20 protein-coding genes are annotated in these 21,064 nt (G+C 66.7%); 13 read left to right on the plus strand and 7 right to left on the minus strand.

Going from position 1 to position 21,064, the window contains the following annotated elements; translation table 11 throughout:
- The first annotated feature begins 80 nt into the window (after positions 1-80).
- Positions 81-728, plus strand: coding sequence for an MspA family porin (locus tag ACWEQQ_RS14250; protein ID WP_452348520.1), 648 nt, complete (start codon positions 81-83; stop codon positions 726-728).
- A gap of 187 nt (positions 729-915) precedes the next feature.
- On the plus strand, positions 916-1,560 hold the full coding sequence (locus tag ACWEQQ_RS14255; protein WP_452348521.1) for a hypothetical protein: 645 nt from the start codon (positions 916-918) through the stop codon (positions 1,558-1,560).
- A 150-nt stretch (positions 1,561-1,710) separates the two neighbouring features.
- Here the strand turns inward: ACWEQQ_RS14255 and ACWEQQ_RS14260 are convergent, their stop codons facing one another.
- Entirely contained in the window at positions 1,711-2,664 is a 954-nt protein-coding gene (locus ACWEQQ_RS14260; RefSeq protein ID WP_452348522.1) for a redoxin family protein, read from the minus strand.
- A 461-nt stretch (positions 2,665-3,125) separates the two neighbouring features.
- On the opposite strand from ACWEQQ_RS14260, the gene ACWEQQ_RS14265 reads away from it, so the two are divergent.
- Positions 3,126-5,543 (plus strand): serine/threonine-protein kinase, encoded by a 2,418-nt coding sequence (locus ACWEQQ_RS14265; protein ID WP_452348523.1) that lies wholly within the window; start codon positions 3,126-3,128, stop codon positions 5,541-5,543.
- A gap of 416 nt (positions 5,544-5,959) precedes the next feature.
- Here ACWEQQ_RS14265 and ACWEQQ_RS14270 read toward each other — a convergent pair whose 3' ends face one another.
- Positions 5,960-6,835, minus strand: coding sequence for a LysR family transcriptional regulator (locus ACWEQQ_RS14270; protein ID WP_452348524.1), 876 nt, complete (start codon positions 6,833-6,835; stop codon positions 5,960-5,962).
- Between the two features lie 123 nt (positions 6,836-6,958).
- On the opposite strand from ACWEQQ_RS14270, the gene ACWEQQ_RS14275 reads away from it, so the two are divergent.
- The 5 genes from ACWEQQ_RS14275 to ACWEQQ_RS14295 are packed head-to-tail and all read left to right on the plus strand — an operon-like array spanning position 6,959 to position 11,984.
- Positions 6,959-8,407, plus strand: coding sequence for a form I ribulose bisphosphate carboxylase large subunit (locus ACWEQQ_RS14275; protein ID WP_364610746.1), 1,449 nt, complete (start codon positions 6,959-6,961; stop codon positions 8,405-8,407).
- A gap of 16 nt (positions 8,408-8,423) precedes the next feature.
- Entirely contained in the window at positions 8,424-8,846 is a 423-nt protein-coding gene (locus ACWEQQ_RS14280) for a ribulose bisphosphate carboxylase small subunit (protein ID WP_452344891.1), read from the plus strand.
- A 25-nt stretch (positions 8,847-8,871) separates the two neighbouring features.
- Positions 8,872-9,966 (plus strand): AAA family ATPase, encoded by a 1,095-nt coding sequence (locus ACWEQQ_RS14285; RefSeq protein ID WP_452348525.1) that lies wholly within the window; start codon positions 8,872-8,874, stop codon positions 9,964-9,966.
- A gap of 16 nt (positions 9,967-9,982) precedes the next feature.
- Positions 9,983-11,059, plus strand: a complete 1,077-nt coding sequence (locus ACWEQQ_RS14290) for a class 1 fructose-bisphosphatase (protein WP_452344889.1) — start codon at positions 9,983-9,985, stop codon at positions 11,057-11,059.
- Between the two features lie 46 nt (positions 11,060-11,105).
- Positions 11,106-11,984, plus strand: coding sequence for a phosphoribulokinase (locus ACWEQQ_RS14295; RefSeq protein ID WP_379381040.1), 879 nt, complete (start codon positions 11,106-11,108; stop codon positions 11,982-11,984).
- A 74-nt stretch (positions 11,985-12,058) separates the two neighbouring features.
- On the opposite strand, the gene ACWEQQ_RS14300 is transcribed toward ACWEQQ_RS14295, so the two are convergent.
- Positions 12,059-12,646, minus strand: coding sequence for an HdeD family acid-resistance protein (locus ACWEQQ_RS14300; RefSeq protein WP_452344888.1), 588 nt, complete (start codon positions 12,644-12,646; stop codon positions 12,059-12,061).
- Positions 12,647-12,717: 71 nt separating this feature from the next.
- Entirely contained in the window at positions 12,718-13,389 is a 672-nt protein-coding gene (locus ACWEQQ_RS14305; RefSeq protein ID WP_452348546.1) for a YoaK family protein, read from the minus strand.
- A gap of 186 nt (positions 13,390-13,575) precedes the next feature.
- On the opposite strand from ACWEQQ_RS14305, the gene ACWEQQ_RS14310 reads away from it, so the two are divergent.
- Both ACWEQQ_RS14310 and ACWEQQ_RS14315 read left to right on the plus strand, forming a co-directional pair.
- A complete protein-coding gene (locus tag ACWEQQ_RS14310) occupies positions 13,576-14,742 on the plus strand; it encodes a thiolase family protein (RefSeq protein ID WP_452348526.1) in 1,167 nt (388 codons plus the stop codon).
- A 244-nt stretch (positions 14,743-14,986) separates the two neighbouring features.
- Entirely contained in the window at positions 14,987-16,096 is a 1,110-nt protein-coding gene (locus tag ACWEQQ_RS14315) for a winged helix DNA-binding domain-containing protein (RefSeq protein WP_452348527.1), read from the plus strand.
- A gap of 13 nt (positions 16,097-16,109) precedes the next feature.
- On the opposite strand, the gene ACWEQQ_RS14320 is transcribed toward ACWEQQ_RS14315, so the two are convergent.
- Positions 16,110-16,322 (minus strand): hypothetical protein, encoded by a 213-nt coding sequence (locus tag ACWEQQ_RS14320; RefSeq protein WP_452344885.1) that lies wholly within the window; start codon positions 16,320-16,322, stop codon positions 16,110-16,112.
- Between the two features lie 233 nt (positions 16,323-16,555).
- Positions 16,556-17,032: a winged helix-turn-helix transcriptional regulator gene (locus ACWEQQ_RS14325; RefSeq protein WP_452348528.1), complete on the minus strand. Its 477-nt coding sequence runs from the start codon at positions 17,030-17,032 to the stop codon at positions 16,556-16,558.
- Positions 17,033-17,132: 100 nt separating this feature from the next.
- Between ACWEQQ_RS14325 and ACWEQQ_RS14330 the strand changes: the two genes are divergently transcribed.
- The 3 genes from ACWEQQ_RS14330 to ACWEQQ_RS14340 all read left to right on the plus strand — a co-directional run bounded on the left by ACWEQQ_RS14330 (position 17,133) and on the right by ACWEQQ_RS14340 (position 20,460).
- On the plus strand, positions 17,133-18,536 hold the full coding sequence (locus tag ACWEQQ_RS14330; protein WP_452344883.1) for an MFS transporter: 1,404 nt from the start codon (positions 17,133-17,135) through the stop codon (positions 18,534-18,536).
- A 66-nt stretch (positions 18,537-18,602) separates the two neighbouring features.
- Positions 18,603-19,745, plus strand: a complete 1,143-nt coding sequence (locus ACWEQQ_RS14335; RefSeq protein ID WP_452348529.1) for a serine hydrolase domain-containing protein — start codon at positions 18,603-18,605, stop codon at positions 19,743-19,745.
- Positions 19,746-19,863: 118 nt separating this feature from the next.
- Positions 19,864-20,460 (plus strand): Uma2 family endonuclease, encoded by a 597-nt coding sequence (locus tag ACWEQQ_RS14340; protein WP_452348530.1) that lies wholly within the window; start codon positions 19,864-19,866, stop codon positions 20,458-20,460.
- A gap of 22 nt (positions 20,461-20,482) precedes the next feature.
- Here the strand turns inward: ACWEQQ_RS14340 and ACWEQQ_RS14345 are convergent, their stop codons facing one another.
- Positions 20,483-21,010, minus strand: coding sequence for an NUDIX domain-containing protein (locus ACWEQQ_RS14345; protein ID WP_452344880.1), 528 nt, complete (start codon positions 21,008-21,010; stop codon positions 20,483-20,485).
- Positions 21,011-21,064 lie beyond the last annotated feature (54 nt).

Here is a 21,064-nt window from a genome sequence, read left to right on the forward strand (position 1 = left end):
TTGCCAAACGGTATCCCTCCCGTGTGTGTCTGTTCCCGTGCTGTCGAGTCGCCTATCGTCGCGAACCGGAAGGCTCAGGCATGCGACGTTCGTTCACCGGCGCCGTGGCCGCTACGGCCGCGGCAAATCTGGCCGTGGTAGGCCTGTGTACCGGTGGCGCCGGACTTGGCCGCGCCCAGCCGCCCGGCGCAGAAGTCTCAGGCGGGGGAGTCCATCTGACGGCGTCGGTCGACAGCATCGAGGCGAACCCGCCCGGTGACCGGACACCGAACTTCCTCATGACGTTCTCGCATGCCGCGCAGATGTCCGGCGATTACTCGGTCACCGTCGACGGCGGCCAGATCACGTCCGGACGAGCGGTCGCGGGATTCATCCTCGGCTGCGGGATCAGTGTGGACGGCGGCTTCGGTGTCGAGATCGGCACCGATCAAACGCTGGGCGCGAGTATCCCCGGTCGGGTCATCAGGCCCGGCGTCATCGGGAATCTGGGCGCCGGCGAAGGCGTGTTCGCGAACTTGGGACCCGGCCAGGTCACTATCGCCAGAACCGAGACGGCCCGCCTGGATGCCACCACGACCTTCCCGCATCGCATCGCGTTCAACAATGCCGCGCTCAATATCGCCCAATGCGCCTCGCCGATATCGGCCGTCCCTTTCATCACCACCACGGTGAGCACCGCTGAGCGGCTGGTGCAGACCACCGCCTACGGCGACCAGTTCACTTTCTGACCCGGCCGAATCGGGTCCTGCGGGCGCAGATCCTGTACCTGGTGGCCAGGCTTGTCTGCGGGCCCAACAGGTAGCATGGGCTGCGCCCTCGCGTGTGATGTGCAGTTCGCACGATGTCGCGCTGCGGGGTGTCTGCTGCAAGTTCGGTTCTTCTCCGGATCTTCCCGACCACGTGAGGAGTTCGACGATGACGACTGTGGCACCAGCCAGTAACTGGCCTCTCATGCTCGGCAGCGCAGCGGTGTTTCCCGCCCGGGACGGCGGTCTGAGCGCACCGTTCATCTTGGTGGGCGACTCGGACATGACAGCCGCCGATCCCGGTGCCTTCGCTCGGCAACTCGACAGCCCGAGCTACTCGTTCCGCGACGCGCTCCGCGCCGCCGGCGCCGATTTGATCCTGGTGTCACTGGGCGGTAGTGACACTCTCGACGGCGCCGCCCACCGCAGTGTGCTCGAGGTCCTGTTCCGCGCGATCGGCGACCGACTGGGCTCGACTCCGTTCACGGTGTGCGGGATCGGGCGCGGAGCCCTGCAACTGCGCTACACCCTGGCCAGGTGCGAGTGCGACCGCATCGACCACCAGACCGGTCAGTTCGTGTCCTACTCCGGCACTACCCCGACCGGCGCAGAGGCCGACGCGCTCAACGAGGTCGGCTGCTGGCCGGTCATACCCCGGAGACTCGACGTCGCAGGCCCCGGCATCACCGCGGACAGTTTCGACTACGAGAACAGCGCCTTCGACGACCTCATCACGGGCGCGGCAGCCAACCGGAACCCGCTGTTCACCGAAGAACTGGGCACCCACATCATCGAACAGACCGTCGACCAATAGGACCTGCGCCCAGCGTGTGCCGGATCGGTAACCATCCGGACAAACACCGGGCCCGTTCGGCAAACGCTCGCCTTCACCACGCAAGGCGAGCGTTTGTCGTTCCCTTCCTTCTGGAGCAGCGTGTCTACCAGCAGCGATGCAGGCGCCGCCCTACCCGGCCCGCGAGCGAGTGGTACTCGATCGGAGCCACTCGATCACCTGCTCGGCGTGGCGGTCGGGCGGGAAGACCGGGTAGAAGACGTGCTCGACGACCCCGTCTCGGACGACGAGAGTCAGGCGCTTGTAGAGGTCGCGGCCGCCCGACTCGAAGGTGGGAAGCGATAGTTCGGCGGCCAGGTGGAAGGAGGTGTCGCAGAGCAATCCGAACGGAAGGTTCAGGCGGTCGACGACCTCGCGCTGATAGTCGGTGTCCTGACTGGACAGTCCGAATACCCGGGCGGCGCCGGCTGCCAGCAGTTCAGTGTGATGGTCGCGGAAGCCGCACGCCTCCGGGGTACAGCCACGTGCGCCGGGGATCTCGTTCCACCCGAGGGGTATGTCGGTATCGGGCCGGCCGGTGAGCGGGTAGAGGTAGATGATCGTCCGCCCTGCGGGCAGCGCGGCCAGATCAACCTTCGTCCCGTCCGTGCAGTCGAGCACGAGTGCGGGCAGTCTCGTGCCGGGCAGATGTGCTGCCGCGCCGTCGTCCTCGGGCACGGGCAGGTCCGACGGCAGTGTGAAGAGGTCGGTCACAGGTGGTGCGACCCGGCTGTGGCGATAGGCGGCGTCGCGCAATCGAGCCGTGAGCGCGCCCCTGCGTACATTCAAAGCGGTGATGCGCGAGTCGATTTCATCGATGGCCCGCTGGTACTTCGCCAGCGATGCCGGGCAATCATCGACGTGCTCGCCGCCCGAGGCGAGGCATTCGAGAAACGGCCGCGTCTCATCGACCGGAATCCCGAGTCGGCTCAGCTCCTTGATCTCACACACGAGCCGCGCGTCGTACTCGGAGTACTCGCGGTAGCCGTTGCCGGAACGGCCCGGGGAGATCAAACCCATTGCCTCGTAGCGTCGAATCGCCTTCGGGCTCACCTTCGCCAGCTGCGCAACCTGCCCTATTCTCACCCGCAGACGGTAAACGTTGCCCCCAGGGACAAGGTCAAGCGTGCCGACGGACCGCGTCGACCACTGGTCATTGCGCATCTGCACTGATCAGCTCTACGGCTGCCGGAACACGAGCGCCGGCGTTGTGGCTGACGATGCACAACACGGGTGCGCCGACTTCCCGGACGAGTTGATGTCGGGTCGCAGACTGGCGGGATTGCGTAATCAACTGTCGCGGGTTCGCGGTGTCCAGCCCGATGGGGACCGCAGCCGAGGGCCTGCAGCGTAGCTGCTCCACGTAGCTGTGACCGGTGTGGCAGCCGGGGACCCGATGGGGGGCCAGGCCATAGCCACGCCCACTCACGTGCACCACTGATGGTTCCCGGCATCTCTCGGGGGATGATGGTGTGGGGTGTGGTGGTTGTCGTGTCCGCCTGATCCACTGACCGACGAGTGTGTGGTCCGGCTCGATAGGTGCAGATATGAGCTACAGCTCAGACTCGGGGAAGGGGTTCGGGCGACCAACGGCCGGAATCGAATCCGGCGCCATGGCCGCTTTTGCCGCTGCGTGGGAAACCGATATCCAGCCGCCGGCCATCGCCGACTATCTACCGGACGCACACCTGGGTGCGCTGATCGAACTGATCCGGATCGACCTGCGGCATCGGTGGCTGCGCTTATCGGCAGGGAGCCGGCCCCACGAACCCGTCGCGGCCACACTCGGGCCCAAGCGGCTGCGCGAATACTGCTCCGAATTTCCCGAACTGACATTGGAGCAAATTCCGGCCAGCCTGGTGTACGAAGAGTTCGTGATCCGCCGCCAATGTGGTGAGCAGGTGGATCCGGGCGAATACCTGCGGGACTATCCCGAGCAGGCGGCGCAGCTGCGCGAGCTGCTCAACGCCGGAGAGGAGAATCAGGGGACCCGGCGCGGCGGCATAGAGCTTACCGTCGCGAGCTCCGCCGACTCGATCACCTCGTCGGAGAATGCGATCCGCACGGCGACCGACCTCCGCGCCGCCCAGGACACCACCGGGACACGGGCCGCCAACCTGGACCGTATCGTGGTCGGCGATCGAATCGACGATTTCGACCTGCTGACAGTGCTGGGCAGCGGTGCATTCGGACGGGTGTTCCTGGCCCGGCAGCGGTCGCTCCAGCGGCTGGTGGCAGTGAAGATCTCCGCCGACCACGGCACCGAACCGCAAACGCTGGCACAGCTCGACCACGACTACATCGTGCGCGTCTTCGATCAGCGGCTGCTGGACCATCCGGGTCTGGACATCGCACCCGATGGGCATCGGCTGCGGATGCTGTACATGCAATTCCTGCCCGGCGGCACCCTGCTGAGCGTGTTGCGCAGGGTGCGGGCCACCGCACCGCAACTGCGCACTGGACATCTGCTGCTGGACGCGGTCGACGCCGCGATGGCGGAGAAGGGCGAGATCCGGCCGACCGATTCCAGCGTGCGCGCTCAGATCGCGACGCTTTCATGGCCGGAGACCGTCGCCTGGCTGGGGCGCCGGCTCGCCGAGGCGCTGGCCTACGCGGACGCGCATGGCGTGCTGCACCGCGACGTCAAACCGGCCAATGTGCTGCTCACCGCCGAGGCCGTGCCGAAGCTCGCCGATTTCAACGTCAGTTTCAGCCGCGACCTCGACGAAGCCAACCCGGTCTCCTATTTCGGCGGATCGCTGTCGTACATGTCGCCGGAACAGCTGGAGGCCTGTCACCCCGGCTACGACCGGTCCGCCGACGATCTCGACACCCGCGCGGACATCTATTCGCTCGGCGTTGTGCTGTGGGAGTTACTCACCGGCGCCAAGCCGTTCGATGACACTACTGCGGGTGAATCCAGCGACGCCACCACGCTGGCGGCCATGTTGAAGCGCCGTCGGGCCGGGGTGGATCCGGGTGCGCTCGAACGGATTCCGCCCGACTGCCCGGCGGCATTGCGCCGGGTGTTGCTGATGTGCCTGGTGTCCGAGCGTGACAAGCGGTGGGCCGACGGCGCGGAACTGGCCCAGCAACTGCAAGTGTGCCTCGACGAGCGCGCCCGCGACCTGGTCGACCCGCCGCCATCCAGCTGGCGGCTGCGACTTCGGCCGTGGCTGGTGCCAATGGTGGTGCTGGCCATACTCACTCCGAACGCGCTCGCTGCGGCGTACAACATCGAGCACAATAAGACGCTGATCATCGACCGGCTGAGCCTTTCAGCGCAGCGCGAGTGGTGGATCGCCGTAGCCCTGGTGAACGCGGTGTTATTCCCGTTGGGCATTGCGTTGGTGCTTTATATGTCGCGGTGTCTGCTCATCGTCTCGCGCGGGCTACGCCAGGGTCGGGAATACGACCCGCGGGTGCTGGCCCGGGCTCGATCAGACGCCGTGCGGTTGGGCGATCGTGCTGTGCTGGTGCCGCTTTCGCTGTGGAGCCTGGCGGCGATCATCTTTCCGATCGTGATGCACCTCATGACAAAAGAACTCACCGGAGATGCGGCGCTGCACTTCCTGGGCGGGGCGCTGGTCTGCGGCGCAATCGCGGTGGCCTACCCGTCCATCCTGGTGACGTTCTACATGGTGCGCTGTATCTATCCGATGTTCCTCCCGCACGGCGACATCACGACGGTCGATACGCTGCACCTGCGCAGACTCGGTCGGCGCTGCACCGTCTATCTCGCGGTAGCGGCGTCGGTGCCGTTGCTCGCGATTGCTGGGGTGACCTTGCTGCCGCCGGACGCCATTTCGTTGATGCTCGTGGCGGTGCGGGTACTGTGCATCGGCGCGATCATTGCGTTCATCGTCGTCTATGTGTTGTTCCGGGCGATCGAGGCCGATCTGGAGGCGTTGGGACGTGTGATGGATCCCGTCTGCGGACAGCGGGAGCCGAATGCCGCCAGTTGACTATGAGCGAACAGGGCCTGCGTCCCGGAAGACGATGAGGTTCCGTCTTCAACCGTCTGGTTTCACTTCCGGCGCTCCACCACCGTCAAATCCCACAGAAACCCCCTCCGCTGGTCACACCAGATGCGAAATAGTTGCATCGCATGCGAGTCGCAGGTCAGCGCACCACACCGGCATGTCGTAACCGACTCCGGAACTGCGCCGACTACCAGTTGCGGCCAACCGTTCACTGGCTGAATTCTCTTGGCGGGCAACATCATTGCCTGGACCAGCCACCGAGTGCGCGCACTCTGGCCAATTCGTATCCCAGGCAATGGGCCGAGCTTGCCGTAGTCGTCGAAGTTCCAACGAAGCCCGCGTGGCCCTTGATTGAGCTTCCTGCAGATCGGTGAGATCCCCATTCGCGAAACTGCGGATCAGACTCCGCGAAACGCCTTGTCGCCGACCCTGTCCGGATCGGTGATGTGGGAGAGGAACAGGCGGGCGGCGGGGGCGGGGGTGCGGGTGGTGACGACGTGCCACGGGCGGTTGAGGGGAGTGCCCTCGACCGCGATGACTTCGAGCAGTCCGGCTGCCAGGTCGGTGGCGACGGCGTCGGAGTGGATGAGGGTGATGCCCAGGCCCTCGCGGGCGGCGGCCAGCGCGGTGCCGTGGGTGCCGAGAGTCAGTGTGGGCGGGCGGATTTGGAGGCGGTCGAAGAGGGCGAGGGTGGTGTCGCGGGTACCGGAGCCTTTGCCGCGCAGGAGCCAGGTGGCCTCGCAGGGGTCGGGCCAGGCGTCGGGTGCGCCGACCACGACCAGCTGGCAGGGGCGGCGGGCGCGGGTGACCAGTCCGGCGTCGCGGGGTGGGCGGCCGGCGATCACGAGATCGGTTTCGTGGTGGGTCAATTCGAGGTACAGCACGTCGCGGGGCTGGATGGACAGGCCCAGTTCGATGTCGGGGTACCGGATGCGGAAGGACGCGAGCAGCCGGAGCAGCACGTATTCGCCGGCGGTCGCCACCACGCCGATACGCAACCGGCCGGTCTCGGCTTCCCGGACGGCGGCGTGCGCCTCCTTCATCAAGCCGAGGATGCTGCGGCAGTAGTCGGCGTAGACCCGCCCGGCCTCGGTGAGCGTGATACCCCGCCCGGATTTGGCGACGAGTTTCGCGCCGAGTTGTTTCTCGATGTGTGCTACGGCCGCGGAGGCCGCCGCTTCGGTGATGTGCAACTGCACGGCCGCGCGGCGAATGCTGGAGTGCTTGGCAACGGCGAGAAAGGTTTCCATGCGCACCGCGCTCACCGTACCCATACTCAACGGTAGCAAACTCGACGAAAAGGTTGAGCGAGAACAGAAACAATCGAATTGTTTGTCGTTAACGGCCCGGTCATCCTGGGAATCACAAGTCGCCCAACCCGGTTCGCAGGAGGAATGATGGCCGGATCTGTCGATGATCAGCGCAGCCGGTGGGATCCGGGTGTGCAGTCGTACGCGTCGATGGGATACTACGCTCCCGACTATCAGCCCAAGGACACCGATGTCCTGGCGGTCTTCCGGGTGACGCCCCAGCAGGGCGTCGATCCGGTGGAGGCGTCCGCGGCGGTGGCGGGTGAATCATCCACGGCCACCTGGACGGTGGTCTGGACCGATCGGCTCACCGCGCACGAGCGCTACCAGGGCAAGTGCTACCGCGTCGACGAGGTACCGGGCCGCAAGGGCGAGTACTTCGCCTATGTCGCCTACGATCTCGATCTCTTCGAGGAGGGTTCCATCACGAACCTCACCTCCTCGGTCATCGGCAATGTCTTCGGTTTCAAACCGCTGCAGGCATTGCGGCTGGAAGATATGCGTATTCCCGTGGCGTATGTCAAGACCTTTCAGGGTCCGCCGCATGGAATCGTTATGGAACGGGAGTATCTCAACAAATACGGCCGCCCACTGCTGGGCGCCACGGTGAAACCGAAACTCGGTCTGTCGGCCCGCAACTACGGCCGCGTGGTGTACGAGGCATGCCGGGGCGGACTCGATTTCACCAAGGACGACGAGAACATCAACTCGCAGCCGTTCATGCGCTGGCGCGACCGCTACCTGTTCGCGATGGAGGGCGTCAACCGCGCCATCGCCGAAACCGGAGAAATGAAGGGGCATTATCTCAATGTCACGGCCGCCACGATGGAGGACATGTACGAGCGCGCGGAATTCGCGAAATCGCTCGGCAGCTGCATCATCATGATGGACCTGACGGTCGGCTACACCGCCATGCAGTCCATGTCGAAGTGGGCGCGCCGCAATGGCATGCTGCTGCACCTGCATCGGGCCGGGCACTCCACCTTCACCCGGCAGAAGACCCACGGCGTCAGCTTCCGGGTCCTGGCGAAGTGGTGCCGGCTGATCGGCGTGGATCACCTGCACGCGGGCACGGTCATCGGCAAGCTGGAAGGTGATCCGCACACCGTCAAGGGCTTCTATGACACGTTGCGCGACAACCACATTCCGATGAACCCGGTCAACGGCATCTTCTTCGACCAGGACTGGGCCAGCCTGCCCGGCGTCATGCCGGTCGCCTCCGGCGGCATCCACGCCGGCCAGATGCACCAGCTGCTGGACCTGTTCGGCGACGACGCCATCCTGCAGTTCGGTGGCGGCACCATCGGCCATCCGATGGGGATCGCCGCGGGCGCGGAAGCCAACCGGGTCGCCCTCGAAGCAGTGGTCAAGGCGCGCAACGAGGGTCGCGATCTGCTCAAGGAGGGCCCGGACGTGCTGCGCCGCGCCGCCGAGATCTGCCGCCCGCTCGACGTCGCGCTCGCCACCTGGGGTGATGTCACCTTCGACTACACCTCCACCGACGCCCCCGACGCCGTCCCGACGGCCTCCCGCTGAAAGTCGAGGAATCCCCATGCATCTGCGCCAAGGCACCTTCTCGCACCTGCCGGACCTCGACGACATCGAGATCGCCGCCCAGGTCCGCTACGCCCTGCTCAACAACTGGCCGGTGTCCATCGAATACACCGACGATCCGCATCCGCGCAACAACTACTGGGAGATGTGGGGCCTGCCGCTGTTCGATCTGGACGAGCCCGACGGGGTGCTCGCCGAGATCAACGCCTGCCGGGCCACGTTCCCGCGCCACTACATTCGCGTGAACGCCTACGACGCCTCCTACGGCCGGCAGACCACGGCGCTGAGTTTCCTCGTGCAGCGTCCGGCCCACGAGCCCGGTTTCCGCCTCGACCGGACCGAGTCCGACGATCGCCGTCAGCACTACGGCTTCCATGCCTACGCACTCGACGACCGTCCGGGCCAAAGGTATGGCGGCTGAACAGCTTTCGGAACGGGAGGATATCGTGAGCGCGGAACGCCCCGCGGTACCGGGCGGCCGGCAGCCTGCAGCCGGCCGCCCGGCGGGCGGGTTCCAGATGCACCGGCCCGGGGTCACGAGCCCCGCACCGGTGCGTGGTACGGCCGCCGATGGTCCTCCCCGACCGGAGGATTCGGCGGCCGGCCACCTGCACCGCCCCGCTGCCGGCCCACCGGAGATGCTGGCCGAGGACGCCCTGCTGGATCTGTCGACGGATGTCGCGGGCAAAGACGTCGAGGACACTCTCGCCCGCCTCGACGCGGAACTGGTGGGTCTGGCGAACGTCAAACGCCGCGTGCGGGAAATCGCCGCATTGCTGCTCATCGATCGCGCCCGTCAGCGTTTCGGGCTCCAGGCTACCCGCCCGACCATGCACATGAGCTTCACCGGCGGGCCCGGCACCGGGAAGACCACGGTCGCCCTGCGCATGGCCGAGATGCTGCACGCCCTCGGGTACATCCGGAAACCCAAGGTGCACACCGTCACCCGTGATGATCTGGTCGGCCAGTTCATCGGTCACACCGCGCCCAAGACCAAGGAGGCCCTCGCCAAGGCCGCCGGGGGAGTGCTGTTCATCGACGAGGCCTACTACCTGTTCCGTCCCGAGAACGAGCGTGACTACGGGCAGGAGGTGATCGAGATCCTGCTGCAGGAGATGGAGAACGAGCGCACCAGCCTGGTGGTCATCTTCGCCGGCTATCCGGACCGCATGGAGACCTTCTTCTCCGCCAATCCCGGCCTGTCCTCCCGGGTGGCCCACCACATCGAGTTCCCCGACTACACCCACGACGAGCTCATGGCCATCGCCGAACTCATGGTGCGCCAGGAGAACTTCCGCTTCGATCCGGAAGCCGCACAGGCCTTCTCGCGCTATCTGAAGCTGCGCATGGCCCGCCCCCGCTTCGCCAATGCCCGCAGCGTGCGCAATGCCCTCGAGCGCTGCCGGCTGCGGCAGGCCAAACGCCTGGTCGAACTGCACCGGCCGGTCGGTCGCACGGATCTGATCACCCTGACGGACAGCGATGTCCTCGGCAGCAGTGTGTTCGCGGACGCCCTCGCCGACGAGGGGGCCCCTCCATGACGAATTGAGAGCGATTGTGCCCGAAGGATTGAAGACCCTCACCCGCTACACCATCGAGCAGGAGCACCGGCATCCCGGATCGTCCGGGGAGTTCTCGGCGCTGCTGAACGTGCTCGCCACCGCAACCAAGATCATCGGGAATCAAGTGACCCGGGGAGCGATCGTCGGCTCCCTGGGCGCGTCCGATGCCGAGAATCTGCCGGTCACCGTGCACCGGAAGATGGACGCGATCGCCAACGACATCATGGTGGCCGAGAGCCAGTGGACCGGACCGCTGGCGGCGCTGGTGTCCGAGCAGATGCGCGAATGCCATCAGGTGCCGACCGAGTATCGGCGCGGGAAGTATCTGCTGGCCTTCGATCCGCTGGACGGATCCAGCAATATCGACGTGAATCTGCCGGTGGGAACGATCTTCAGCGTGCTGCGCGCTCCGGAGGACGGGCGCGAGGCCGCCGGCGCCGACTTCCTCCAGCCCGGCGTCCAGCAGGTGTGCGCCGGCTTCACGCTGTACGGGCCCGCGACCATGCTGGTGCTCACCACCGGCAACGGGGTGGACGGGTTCACGCTGGATCGCGAGGTGGGCGCGTTCGTACTCACCCATCCACGCATGCGAATCCCCGACGACACTTCCGGTTTCGCCATCAATGCCGCCAATGAGCGGTTCTGGGAACGCCCCGTCCGCCGCTATGTTCACGAATGCCTCGAAGGCGTGGACGGCCCGCGCGGACGGGATTTCAATATGCGCTGGGTCGCCTCGCTGGTGGCCGACACCTTTCACATCCTGACCCGCGGCGGGCTCTACATGTATCCGCGCGATACCCGCAATCCCGAACGCCCGGGCCGGGTTTCGCTGCTGTACGGGGCCAATCCGATCGCCTTCATCGTCGAACAGGCCGGGGGTGCGGCCAGCACCGGGCACGAGCGGGTGCTGGATGTGCGGCCCGAGGAGCTGCACCAGCGGATCCCGTTCATCTTCGGCTCCCGCAACGAGGTCGAACGGATCGAGCGCTATCACCGCGAACCGGAGGAGGGGCCCAGTTTCGACGCCTCGCTCTTCGGTTCCCGCTCTCTGTTCCGTGCGTCCCGGCACTGAGCGGCCGGGTGTGTGAAAGCTGTTGTCCGGCAATCGAGGAGGTGCCATGTCGGTCAAACATCCCGTGGTCGCGATCACCGGGTCGTCCGGTGCGGGGACGACCAGTGTCACGCGAACCTTCCAGGAGATATTCCGCCGCGAGGGAATCAGCGCGGCGATCGTGGAGGGGGATTCGTTCCATCGCTACGACCGCAACGAGATGAAGCTGGCCATGGCAGAGGCCGAACAGCATCGCAACCTGACCTTCTCCCATTTCGGGCCGGAGGCGAACCTGCTCACCGAACTGGAGTCACTGTTCCGCGAGTACGGGGAGACCGGGGTTGGTGCGGTGCGGCGCTACCTGCACGATGACGACGAAGCCAAACCCTTCGGGCAGCCGGCGGGCACGTTCACGCCGTGGGAGGAGCTGTCGCCGGGCAGCGATCTGCTGTTCTACGAGGGCCTGCACGGGGCGGCGGTCGGCGACGGCGTCGACGTGGCCCGCTATGCCGATCTGCTGGTGGGCGTGGTTCCCATCATCAACCTGGAGTGGATTCAGAAGGTGCACCGCGACAAGACCGAACGCGGCTACTCCAGCGAGGCCATCATCGACACCATTCTGCGGCGCATGCCCGACTACGTGAAGCACATCTGCCCGCAGTTCTCGCGGACCTATGTGAACTTCCAGCGGGTGCCCACGGTGGATACCTCGAATCCCTTCACCGCCCGGACCATTCCGACCGCGGACGAGAGTTTCGTGGTGATCCGCTTCGCCGATCCGAAGGTCATCGACTTTCCGTATCTGCTGTCCATGCTGCACGATTCGTTCATGTCGCGGCCCAACAGCATCGTGGTGCCGGGCGGGAAGATGGACCTGGCGATGCAGCTCATCTTCACGCCGCTGATCCTGCGGCTGATGGACAAGCGGCCCAAGCGGCTGCGCTGATCCGGGTTGTGCCGCACGAGAAACGGCGGCCGCCCAGGAAGGGCGACCGCCGTGGGTTACGCGCATCGAAGCGGTCAGACGGCCGTGGGCACATCCTTGGCGCGGCTCTTCACCAGGAAGGCCGAGACCACCTCGAAGACGCCGATGGCGATCAGCCAGCAGCCGACCACCACGACCAGGGCCGTGATCGAGCGGAACGGCTCCACGATCAGCAGACCACCACCGACGATGAGCAGGATGCCGAACAGGACCTGCCAGCCCCGGCCCGGGACGGCGGCATCGGACATCGCGGCCACCAGCACCGCGGTGCCGCGGAAGATCCAGGTGATGCCGATCCACAGCGCCAGCAGGCCGATGGCCTGGAACTCGTTGCGGAAGCAGAAGAAGCCCAGAATGAACGACAGGATGGCGGTGATGAAGGACAGCACCCGCATCCAGGTGCTGATGTGCATTCCGAAGGCCGCGATCAGCTGGAAAACACCGGATACGAGCAGGTAGATGCCGAACAGGACACCGGCGACGACCAGGGTGGGTCCGGGCCACACCAGCACCAGGATGCCCAGCACCACCGAGAGAAGGCCGGTGACCAGGATCGACTGCCACGCGCTGCGGGCCAGTGCATGGACCGGCCCTTCGTAAACTCCCTCTTTGCTGGTTGTCATGTTCAGCAGAATATGACCAGTTCGGGCCGTTTGCGATCAATTAGCCAAGTGTTGCGCGGCTGTGACATGACTCAATCGTCGTCGGCACTCAGGCGCGCGATGCGCCGCACCCAGCGAATGTCGGCCCGCCAGGTGTATCCGGCGACCAGCAGCGAACCGACGACCGCGGCATTGAGCATGGAGGAACCGTTCACCACCAGCGACACCAGGCCACCGATGAGCGCGCCCAGGCTGAACGAAACATATTGCGTCGCATAGCCGAGCCAGTCACGGGCGGTGCCGCCACCGAAGACGTGTCGCTCGATGCCCTGCGCGAGTTTGACCAGGGTACCGGTGACGTAGCTGACCGGAATGGAGACCTCGCCGTTCTTGACGAAGGAGGTGTTCAGCGCGCCCATGCCGAAGGCGACGAACAGGATCGGGATCAGGCCGATGCCACGCTCGCCGAGCACGGCGTCCACGATGGCCGCGAGCAGCAGCGCACCGGTGGTGAGCATGGTCGCGCCGTGCGGATGGTTGGTCCACCAGTAGCGGCGGCAGATCGAGGCAATGAAGACGCCGGCCAGGAAGCAGGCGATGATCGCGGCCGCGCCGCCGGCCAGGGTCGGGTCGCCGGTGAAGTTGCCGAGAACCGAGCGTTCCGTATTGCCGGTCATGAAGGTGACGAAATAGCCCTCCGAGTGGGCGTACGCGGCCGCGCCGATGAATCCTGCCAGCGTTGACAGCACCGCGGACAGCCGCATCTCGAGATCCCAGAAGGGCTTCTGAGGTTGCTTGCCGGTCGCAGCCACAGCAACAGGCTAGCAATCCGCAGGATGTCGGCCCGGAGGGGAAAATTCGCGCCGGTGACGCCGCGCTGCCGGTGCGGTACAGTGCGTATGTTAACCGGAATTCGCAACTGGGATGTCCAGTGGGAACAAGGAGAAGTCATGACCTCCGCCGTCATCGTCGACGCTGTCCGCACCCCCTCCGGGAAGGGTAAAACCGGTGGCGGCCTGTCGGAAGTGCATCCGGCGACACTGCTGTCGGGCGTGCTGGAAAGCCTGGTCGAGCGCACCGGGATCGATCCCGCGCTGGTCGATGATGTGATCGGTGGTTGCGTCACCCAGAGTGGCGAGCAGGCCTTCAATATCTCCCGCACCGCGGTGCTGGCGGCCGGCTTCCCGGAAGCGGTGCCCGCCACGACGGTGGACCGGCAGTGCGGATCCTCACAGCAAGCCGCCCATTTCGCGGCGCAGGGTGTCATCGCGGGGGCCTACGACATCGCCATCGCCTGCGGCGTGGAATCCATGTCGCGGGTGCCGATGTTCTCCAACGCCCAGGGCCGCGACGCCAATCGCGGGCCGATCGCGCACCGGTACCCGGACGGGCTTGTGCAGCAGGGCATTTCCGCCGAGGTGATCTCCGCGCGCTGGAAGTTCGACCGGACCGCGCTCGACGAATTCGCGGCGCGCTCGCACCAATTGGCCGCCGCCACCGCGGCGTCCGGAGGCTTCGACAACGAGCTGGTCCCGGCGGGATCGCTCACGGCCGACGAGACCATCCGCCCCAGCACTACCGTCGAGGGCTTGGCCGGGCTGAAGCCCGCCTTCGTGGACGCCGAATTCAAGGCCCGGTTCCCGGAAATCGAATGGTCCATCACCCCCGGCAACTCCTCGCCCCTCACCGATGGCGCGTCGGCGGCGCTCATCATGAGTGAGGAGAAGGCCGCCCAGCTCGGCCTGAAGCCGCGCGCCCGCTTCCACTCCTTCGCGGTCACCGGTGACGACCCGCTGCTCATGCTCACCGCCGTCATTCCGGCCACCCGTAAGGTGCTGGCGCGAGCGGGACTGTCCATCAACGACATCGACGTCTACGAGGTGAACGAGGCGTTCGCGCCCGTGCCGCTGGTCTGGGCACACGAGCTCGGCGCCGACCCGGCCAAGCTCAACCCGCGCGGCGGCGCCATCGCCCTGGGGCACCCGCTCGGCGCCTCGGGCACCCGCATCCTCACCACCATGCTCAACCACCTCGAACAGACCGGCGGCCGCTACGGTCTCATGACCATGTGCGAGGCGGGCGGCCTGGCCAACGCCACCATCATCGAACGCCTCTGAGTTCGCGCCTCACATCACGGGCACGCTCGGCAGCGAGCGGGCCGAGGCCGACAGGGCTGCCGCCCTCGTCGGCCCGGAGGCCTCGGCGAAGCGACCCTTTCGCCGCCGCCCCGACAGCGCATCGGGTGCCTGCGCGCTGCACGCCGGATGGCTTCCCGGGCACGGGAAATCGCCGGCACTGTCGGGGACCGGCCGTAGGCTGGCGTCGGTTGCGCGGGCAGCGCGTGGGATAGGCGGAGGCGTTGTGCAGGTTTCGTGGGATCAGGTGTTGAGCTGGCGGGTCCAGCGGCAGTTCGTGAATCCGCGGACGAACAGCGATGCCGTGGCTGTGGTCGAGCGGCTGTGCGGGGTGCAGGCGCAGCTGACGTCGGCGGCGGAAACCGCTGTGGCGCTGCGGCGTTCGGCAGGTGAGCCTGGTGCGGTGGTGACGGCGCTGGGGGCGGGCGCGCTGATGAAGACGTGGGCGATGCGTGGCACGCTGCACGCGCTGACGCCGGAGCAGGGGGCCGCTGCGTTATCGCTCATGGCCTCGGCACGCACGTGGGAGAAACCTGCGTGGACAAGGGCTTCCGGGGCGACACCGGATGATGTGGCGGCGCTGGTCAAGGCGGTCGGTGACATTCTCGACGGGCGTGTGCTGACTCGCGACGAACTGGTCGCGGAGCTGATCGCCGAGCGGCGATTCCAGCCGCTGGAGGGCCATCTGCGCTCCGGGTGGGGTTCGATGCTCAAGCCCCTGGCCTGGCAGGGCGCGCTGTGCCACGGCCCGTCCCGTGGCACGTCGGTCACCTTCACCAATCCCGCGCACGTCATCCCCGGCTGGTCCGGCATCCCCGACCCGGATGCCGCCGCGCCCACCATCATCCGTGCCTACCTCGGCGCCTACGGCCCCGCCACCCCGGAGATCTTCAATACCTGGCTGACTCGCGGCTTCCTGAGCAAACCGACTGTGCGCCGCTGGTTTTCGGACCTCGGCAACGAGCTGACGGAGATCGACGTCGAGGGCCGCCCCGGCTACTTCCTCACAGCTCACCTGGACGAACTCGCCAGGACCAAACCAACTTCCGCTGTCCACCTCCTCGGCCAGTTCGACCAGTACGTCCTGGGCCCCGGCACCGGCGACACCGTCCTCCTCCCCGGCGACCACCGCGCCAAGGTCAGCCGCACCGCAGGCTGGATTTCCCCACTCGTCCTGACCGGCGGCCGGATCACCGGAACCTGGGACCTGAACAAGGGCGACCTGACCGTCTCCATGTTCGACGGCGCACCCATCCCCACCGCCCAGCTCACCGCCGAACTACCCCGCATCGCCAAGGCCACCGGCCAACCCGTCACAACAGTCCGCGCTGCCTGACGCAGATTCCCGGTCACCGCCGGTCCCGTGACGGCAGCGGGACCCACCCCGCAAACCAGAACAGAGCCGCAGATGCCACTGTCAGCACCGCGAACAGCTGGCTCCAATGCTCCATATGGTCGAAGTTGACGATGTAGCTGACCAAACTGGCAAGGCACAACCCACCCGTGATGGCCAACGCGACCAGAAAACGCCAGGTCCTTCGCGCTCCACGCAGGTCCGACATCGCGAGATCCCCCCGAATCCGGTGTGCACGAGCCCCTTCGGCCCACACATGATGCGGAATTTTACGCTTTGGAGCGGCCCGGAGCACCTGCGTTTCGCATCGCACCTGATGTCGCGGACCTACTCGCCGCCAATCGTGACCGGCAGCATGCGGTCGGCGACACGATGTACGAGGACACCACAAGGTGGCCCGAAGGATTCACGCCCTCTCTGCTGTCGAGTGGGATTTGTCCGTCAGTTGCTGCTGGGCAGGAGGGACGGGTCCTGAGCGCCTGGGCCCAGTTGGGGGCGGAGGTCCCTGACGGTCAGGTGGTCGCCGCATTCCGAGCAGACGGGCTGGACGGTCATGATGTGGCCGCAGGCCTTGTGGACGGATTCGATCGGGGGGCCGGCGGGGGCGGCCCATTCGTCGCCCCATTGGCGCATGGCGGCCAGGATCGTCCAGAGGGAGCGGCCCTTGTCGGTGAGCAGGTAGTCGTAGCGGACCGGGTTGTCCTGGTAGGGGGTTTTGTCCAGGATGCCTTGGGCGACAAGGTGTTCCAGGCGCTGGGTGAGCACATTGCGGGCGATGCCCAGGCGGGAGCGGAAGTCGTCGAAGCGGGTGATGCCGAAGAGGGCGTCACGGACGATGAGCAGGGTCCACCATTCGCCCACCACCTCCAGGCACTGGGCGATGGAGCAGTTCATGTCCTCGAAGCTGGTTCGCCGCATGACCCCAGCATAGTCGGTTGCTTCAAGAGACTCACTCGCCTATGGTCCGTCTCATGAAGAAACTCACTCGGGCCTACGGCCGGACGTATGGGGGAGAACGATGAGCACCGTTGTCGCACAGGAGGAACGCCGGGCCGTCGATCCACGGGTGGTGCTCGGGATCGTCGCGGTGGCGGTGCTGCTGTCCAGCCTGGACCTGTTCATCGTCAATGTGGCGCTGCCGCGGATCGCGGAGGATTTCTCGGGAGCCCGGATCGCGGGACTGTCGTGGGTGCTCAACGCGTATTCGATCGTGTTCGCGGCACTGCTGGTTCCCGCCGGGCGGCTGGGTGACCGGAACGGGAACAAGACCGCGTTCCTGACCGGGCTGGGCGTCTTCGTGCTGGGGTCGGCGCTGTGCGCGGTGGCGTGGAATACCGGTGCGCTGGTGGCCTTCCGGGTCCTGCAGGCGGCGGGCGCGGCGTTGCTGACGCCGTCCTCGCTGGGCCTGCTGCTGGCCGCGACACCGGCCGAGCGACGGGCGACGGCGGTGCGGCTGTGGGTGGCGTTCGGCGGTCTGGGTGCGGCGCTGGGGCCGGTGATCGGCGGACTGCTGGTCGAACTGCATTGGCGCTGGGTGTTTCTGGTGAACGTGCCACTGGGGATCATCGCGCTGGTGCTGGGGGCGCGGCTGTTGCCGCGAGCGAACGGCACTGGCGGATCGATGCCGGACGGGGTCGGCGCGCTCATGTTGATCGGGTCGGTGGCGTCGCTGATTCTGGCCGTCGTCAAGGGCGAGGACTGGGGGTGGGGATCGCCCGGCGTCATCGGCGCGTTCGCGGCGACCGCCGTGTTCGCGGTGGTGTTCGTGGTGTCGTCGCGTCGCCATCACAGTCCCGTCGTCGATCCGGGACTGCTGCGCGTGCCGAATTTCGCTCTCATGCTCGGCAATTCACTGCTGTTCAATATCGCGTTCGCCGGGATGCTGCTGTCGGCGGTGCTGTGGATGCAGAACGTGTGGGGGTGGTCTGCCTTGCAGACCGGGCTGGGGATCGCGCCCGGGCCGCTGATCGTGCCCCTGGTGGCGGTGTCGGCGGGCCGGCTCATCGCCCGGATCGGTGTCGGGCCGGTGCTCGCGCTCGGCGGGGTGGCGTTCGCGGCTGGAATCGTCTGGTGGGCGCAGGCGATCACGCTGCGGCCGGACTATCCGGCCGGGCTGCTCGGCGGCATGCTGGTGACCGGTCTGGGTGTCGGCCTGACCATGCCGACCAGTGTGGCGGCGGGGACCGCGGGGCTGCCGCCGCAGCAGTTCGCGACCGGGTCGGCGGTGCTGAGCATGGCGCGACAGCTCGGAATGGCCGTGGGTGTGGCCGTCCTGGTGGCGGTGCTGGGTACACCGGCCGGCGCGCAGGCGACCCTCGACGCCTTCCAGCACGGCTGGTATGTGATCGCCGGCGCTTCGGTGGCCGCGGGCGTGCTGGGCCTGGCAGCGCGAATGCCGAAGGCCGCACCGGTATCCGGGTAGATTCTCAGGGACCGACTCAGGGGTTGTCCGGATGTCCCGCTCCGCGGCCGTCCCTACCGTCGAGATATGCGAATCGGACTGACGGTGACAGCGCTGGCGCTGGTGGGGGCCGCGGGATGCGGGAGTATGGCCACCTCGGCGCCGCAGCCGGTCTCCACCACCCCGATGGCGGTGTCGCCCAAGCGGGTCGAGCGGATTCGCGACGACATCGACGGGCTGGTGCGGGCCGGGACCACCGGGGTGATCGCGACCCTCACCGAGAACGGGCAGACCATCACCCTCACCGCCGGGGTCGGGGACCGTACCACCCGGGCGCCGATTCCGATGGCCCCGCCGCAGCAGGTGCGGGTCGGCAGCATCTCCAAAACCTTTGCGGCGGCACTCATCATGCAATTGGTGTCGGAAGGGAAGGTGCGGCTCGACGAACCCGTCGACACCTATCTACCCGGCCTCCTCAGGGGCAATGGCGTGGACGGGCGCGTGATCACGGTGCGCCAGATCCTCCAGCACCGCAGCGGACTGCCGGAACTCTCCGACGACCCCGAACTCGACGAGGTGCGCGCCGCGGCCGCGGGCCGCACCTTCACTCCCGCCGAGGAGATCGCGATCGCGCTGCGCCGGCCCGCGCAGTTCGCGCCCGGGGAGCGGTTCAAGTACACCAATACCAATTTCATCGTCGCGGGCATGCTGGTCGAAAAGGTCACGGGCAGAACGTATTCCGAGGAACTCACCGGCCGGATCACGACGCCGAATCAGCTCGCCGACACCTACCTGCCCGCTCCGGGCGAGACCGGCTTCCGCGGCCCACACCCGCAGGGCTACACCCTCGTCGGCGGCGTCCCGACCGACGTCACCCGCTCCGAGCCGTCGGTGGGGTGGTCGGCAGGCGGACTGATCTCCACTGGCAACGACCTGAACCACTTCTTCATGGCCCTGCTCGCCGGAAAGATCGTCGCCGACGGGCAGCTGCACGACATGCTGACAACCCCACCCCGTTCCCCCGACAGCGCCCTCGACTACGGCCTCGGCATCGGCGCGATCCAACTTCCCTGCGGCGCACACTACTTCGGCCACGTCGGCGAGATCGCCGGCTACCTCACCATTTCCGGCGCCACCCGAGAGGGCCGCGCGGTGACCATCGCGATGAACGACTCCCCGGGCACCGACCCGGACATCACCGGCCTACTCAGCGACGCCCTGTGTCCGTAACCATCACGACCGCCCCTGCAGTCATCCGCCGGGGATGGAATCCGAGCATCCCCAGGGTTCCGGCACTCGGCGCGTACCATGACCTTGCCCTGACGTCCCGTTTCGAGTGAGGTTGCCAGTGACCGAACTGCCTGTGTGGGCCGACGATCCCGGGGCGCTGGAGCTCACCGAGGAGCAGTACGACGAGCTCCCGGATGCCCTGCGCAAGCTGATCGAAGTCATCGACGGGAATGTCATCCGCTGCCAAAGCGGCAGCGCGGAACATAGTGATGTCGCTCGGCGGCTCGCCAATCATCTCGAAGCGGCGAAGCCCGACGACCCCTGTATGCGGGTGTCGACCGATGTAGACATCCACTTCACCCGGAGGAAGCGGCGCGACGGCGCCTTCTCGTTCCGTCGCCCCGATGCGACGGTCTACCGCTGTGTCGAACGCGGCACCAAACTCACCACCGCCGATGCCTTGCTGGTCGTCGAAGTCGTATCGCCCGGTTCCGGATACACGGACACGGTCGACAAGCTTGCCGAATACGCATACGAGGGGATTCCGGTCTATCTGATCGTCTATCTGGACTCGAGTCTCTATGTGAAGATGATCCAGGAGTACCGGCTCGATTGGGCCGCGCGGACCTACCGGCTTGCCGAAACCCACGAAGACGCGTTGCTGCTGGAGAGCCCTTATTCAGCAGTCGTTCCATTCAGTCGATTGGATGGCTGAGGCGCACTGCGGTTCTCGGGGGTCAGCGTGGGTGAAGTTCGGCGGCGAGTTCGAGTAGTTCGGGGACGTGGGAGCCGTCGGTGGCTGCCCGGTGGATGGCCTCGGCGAGGGGGAAGGCGCGGACTTCCAGGATTTGTTCTGCGTCATCGGGGTTGGTGGGGTCGCCGGTGAGGGTGACGTCGGCGGTGCACCAGAGCCAGGCTTTGTGGGGGTGGGGTTGCCAAGGGCGGTAGGGGGCGGGGCGGTCGGTGGTGGCGTAGTGGGCGCCGAAGTGGTGCAGGGGGCCGGACAGTTCGGCGCCGGCTTCCTCGGCAAGTTCGCGGATTACGCAGGACTCGATGGATTCTCCGGCTTCGCGGGTGCCACCGGGGAGGATCCAGCGGTTCCGGTCGTCGCGGCAGAGGACGATACGGTCGCCGAGGAAGCAGACGACGTGGATGTTGGTGACCAGGTGGTCGGGTGGGAGGTCGGTGGAGAACTGGACGTCGAGGCCGCCCCATTCCCACCGGGCGGGGGTGTGGAGGAGGGGGTAGCGGTCGGCGAGGGTCATGGTTCGACGGTACTGTCCCTCCGCGGAGTGGCGGCCCGCCCCACCTTCTAGAAC

The organism is Nocardia sp. NPDC004123 (assembly GCF_053603795.1).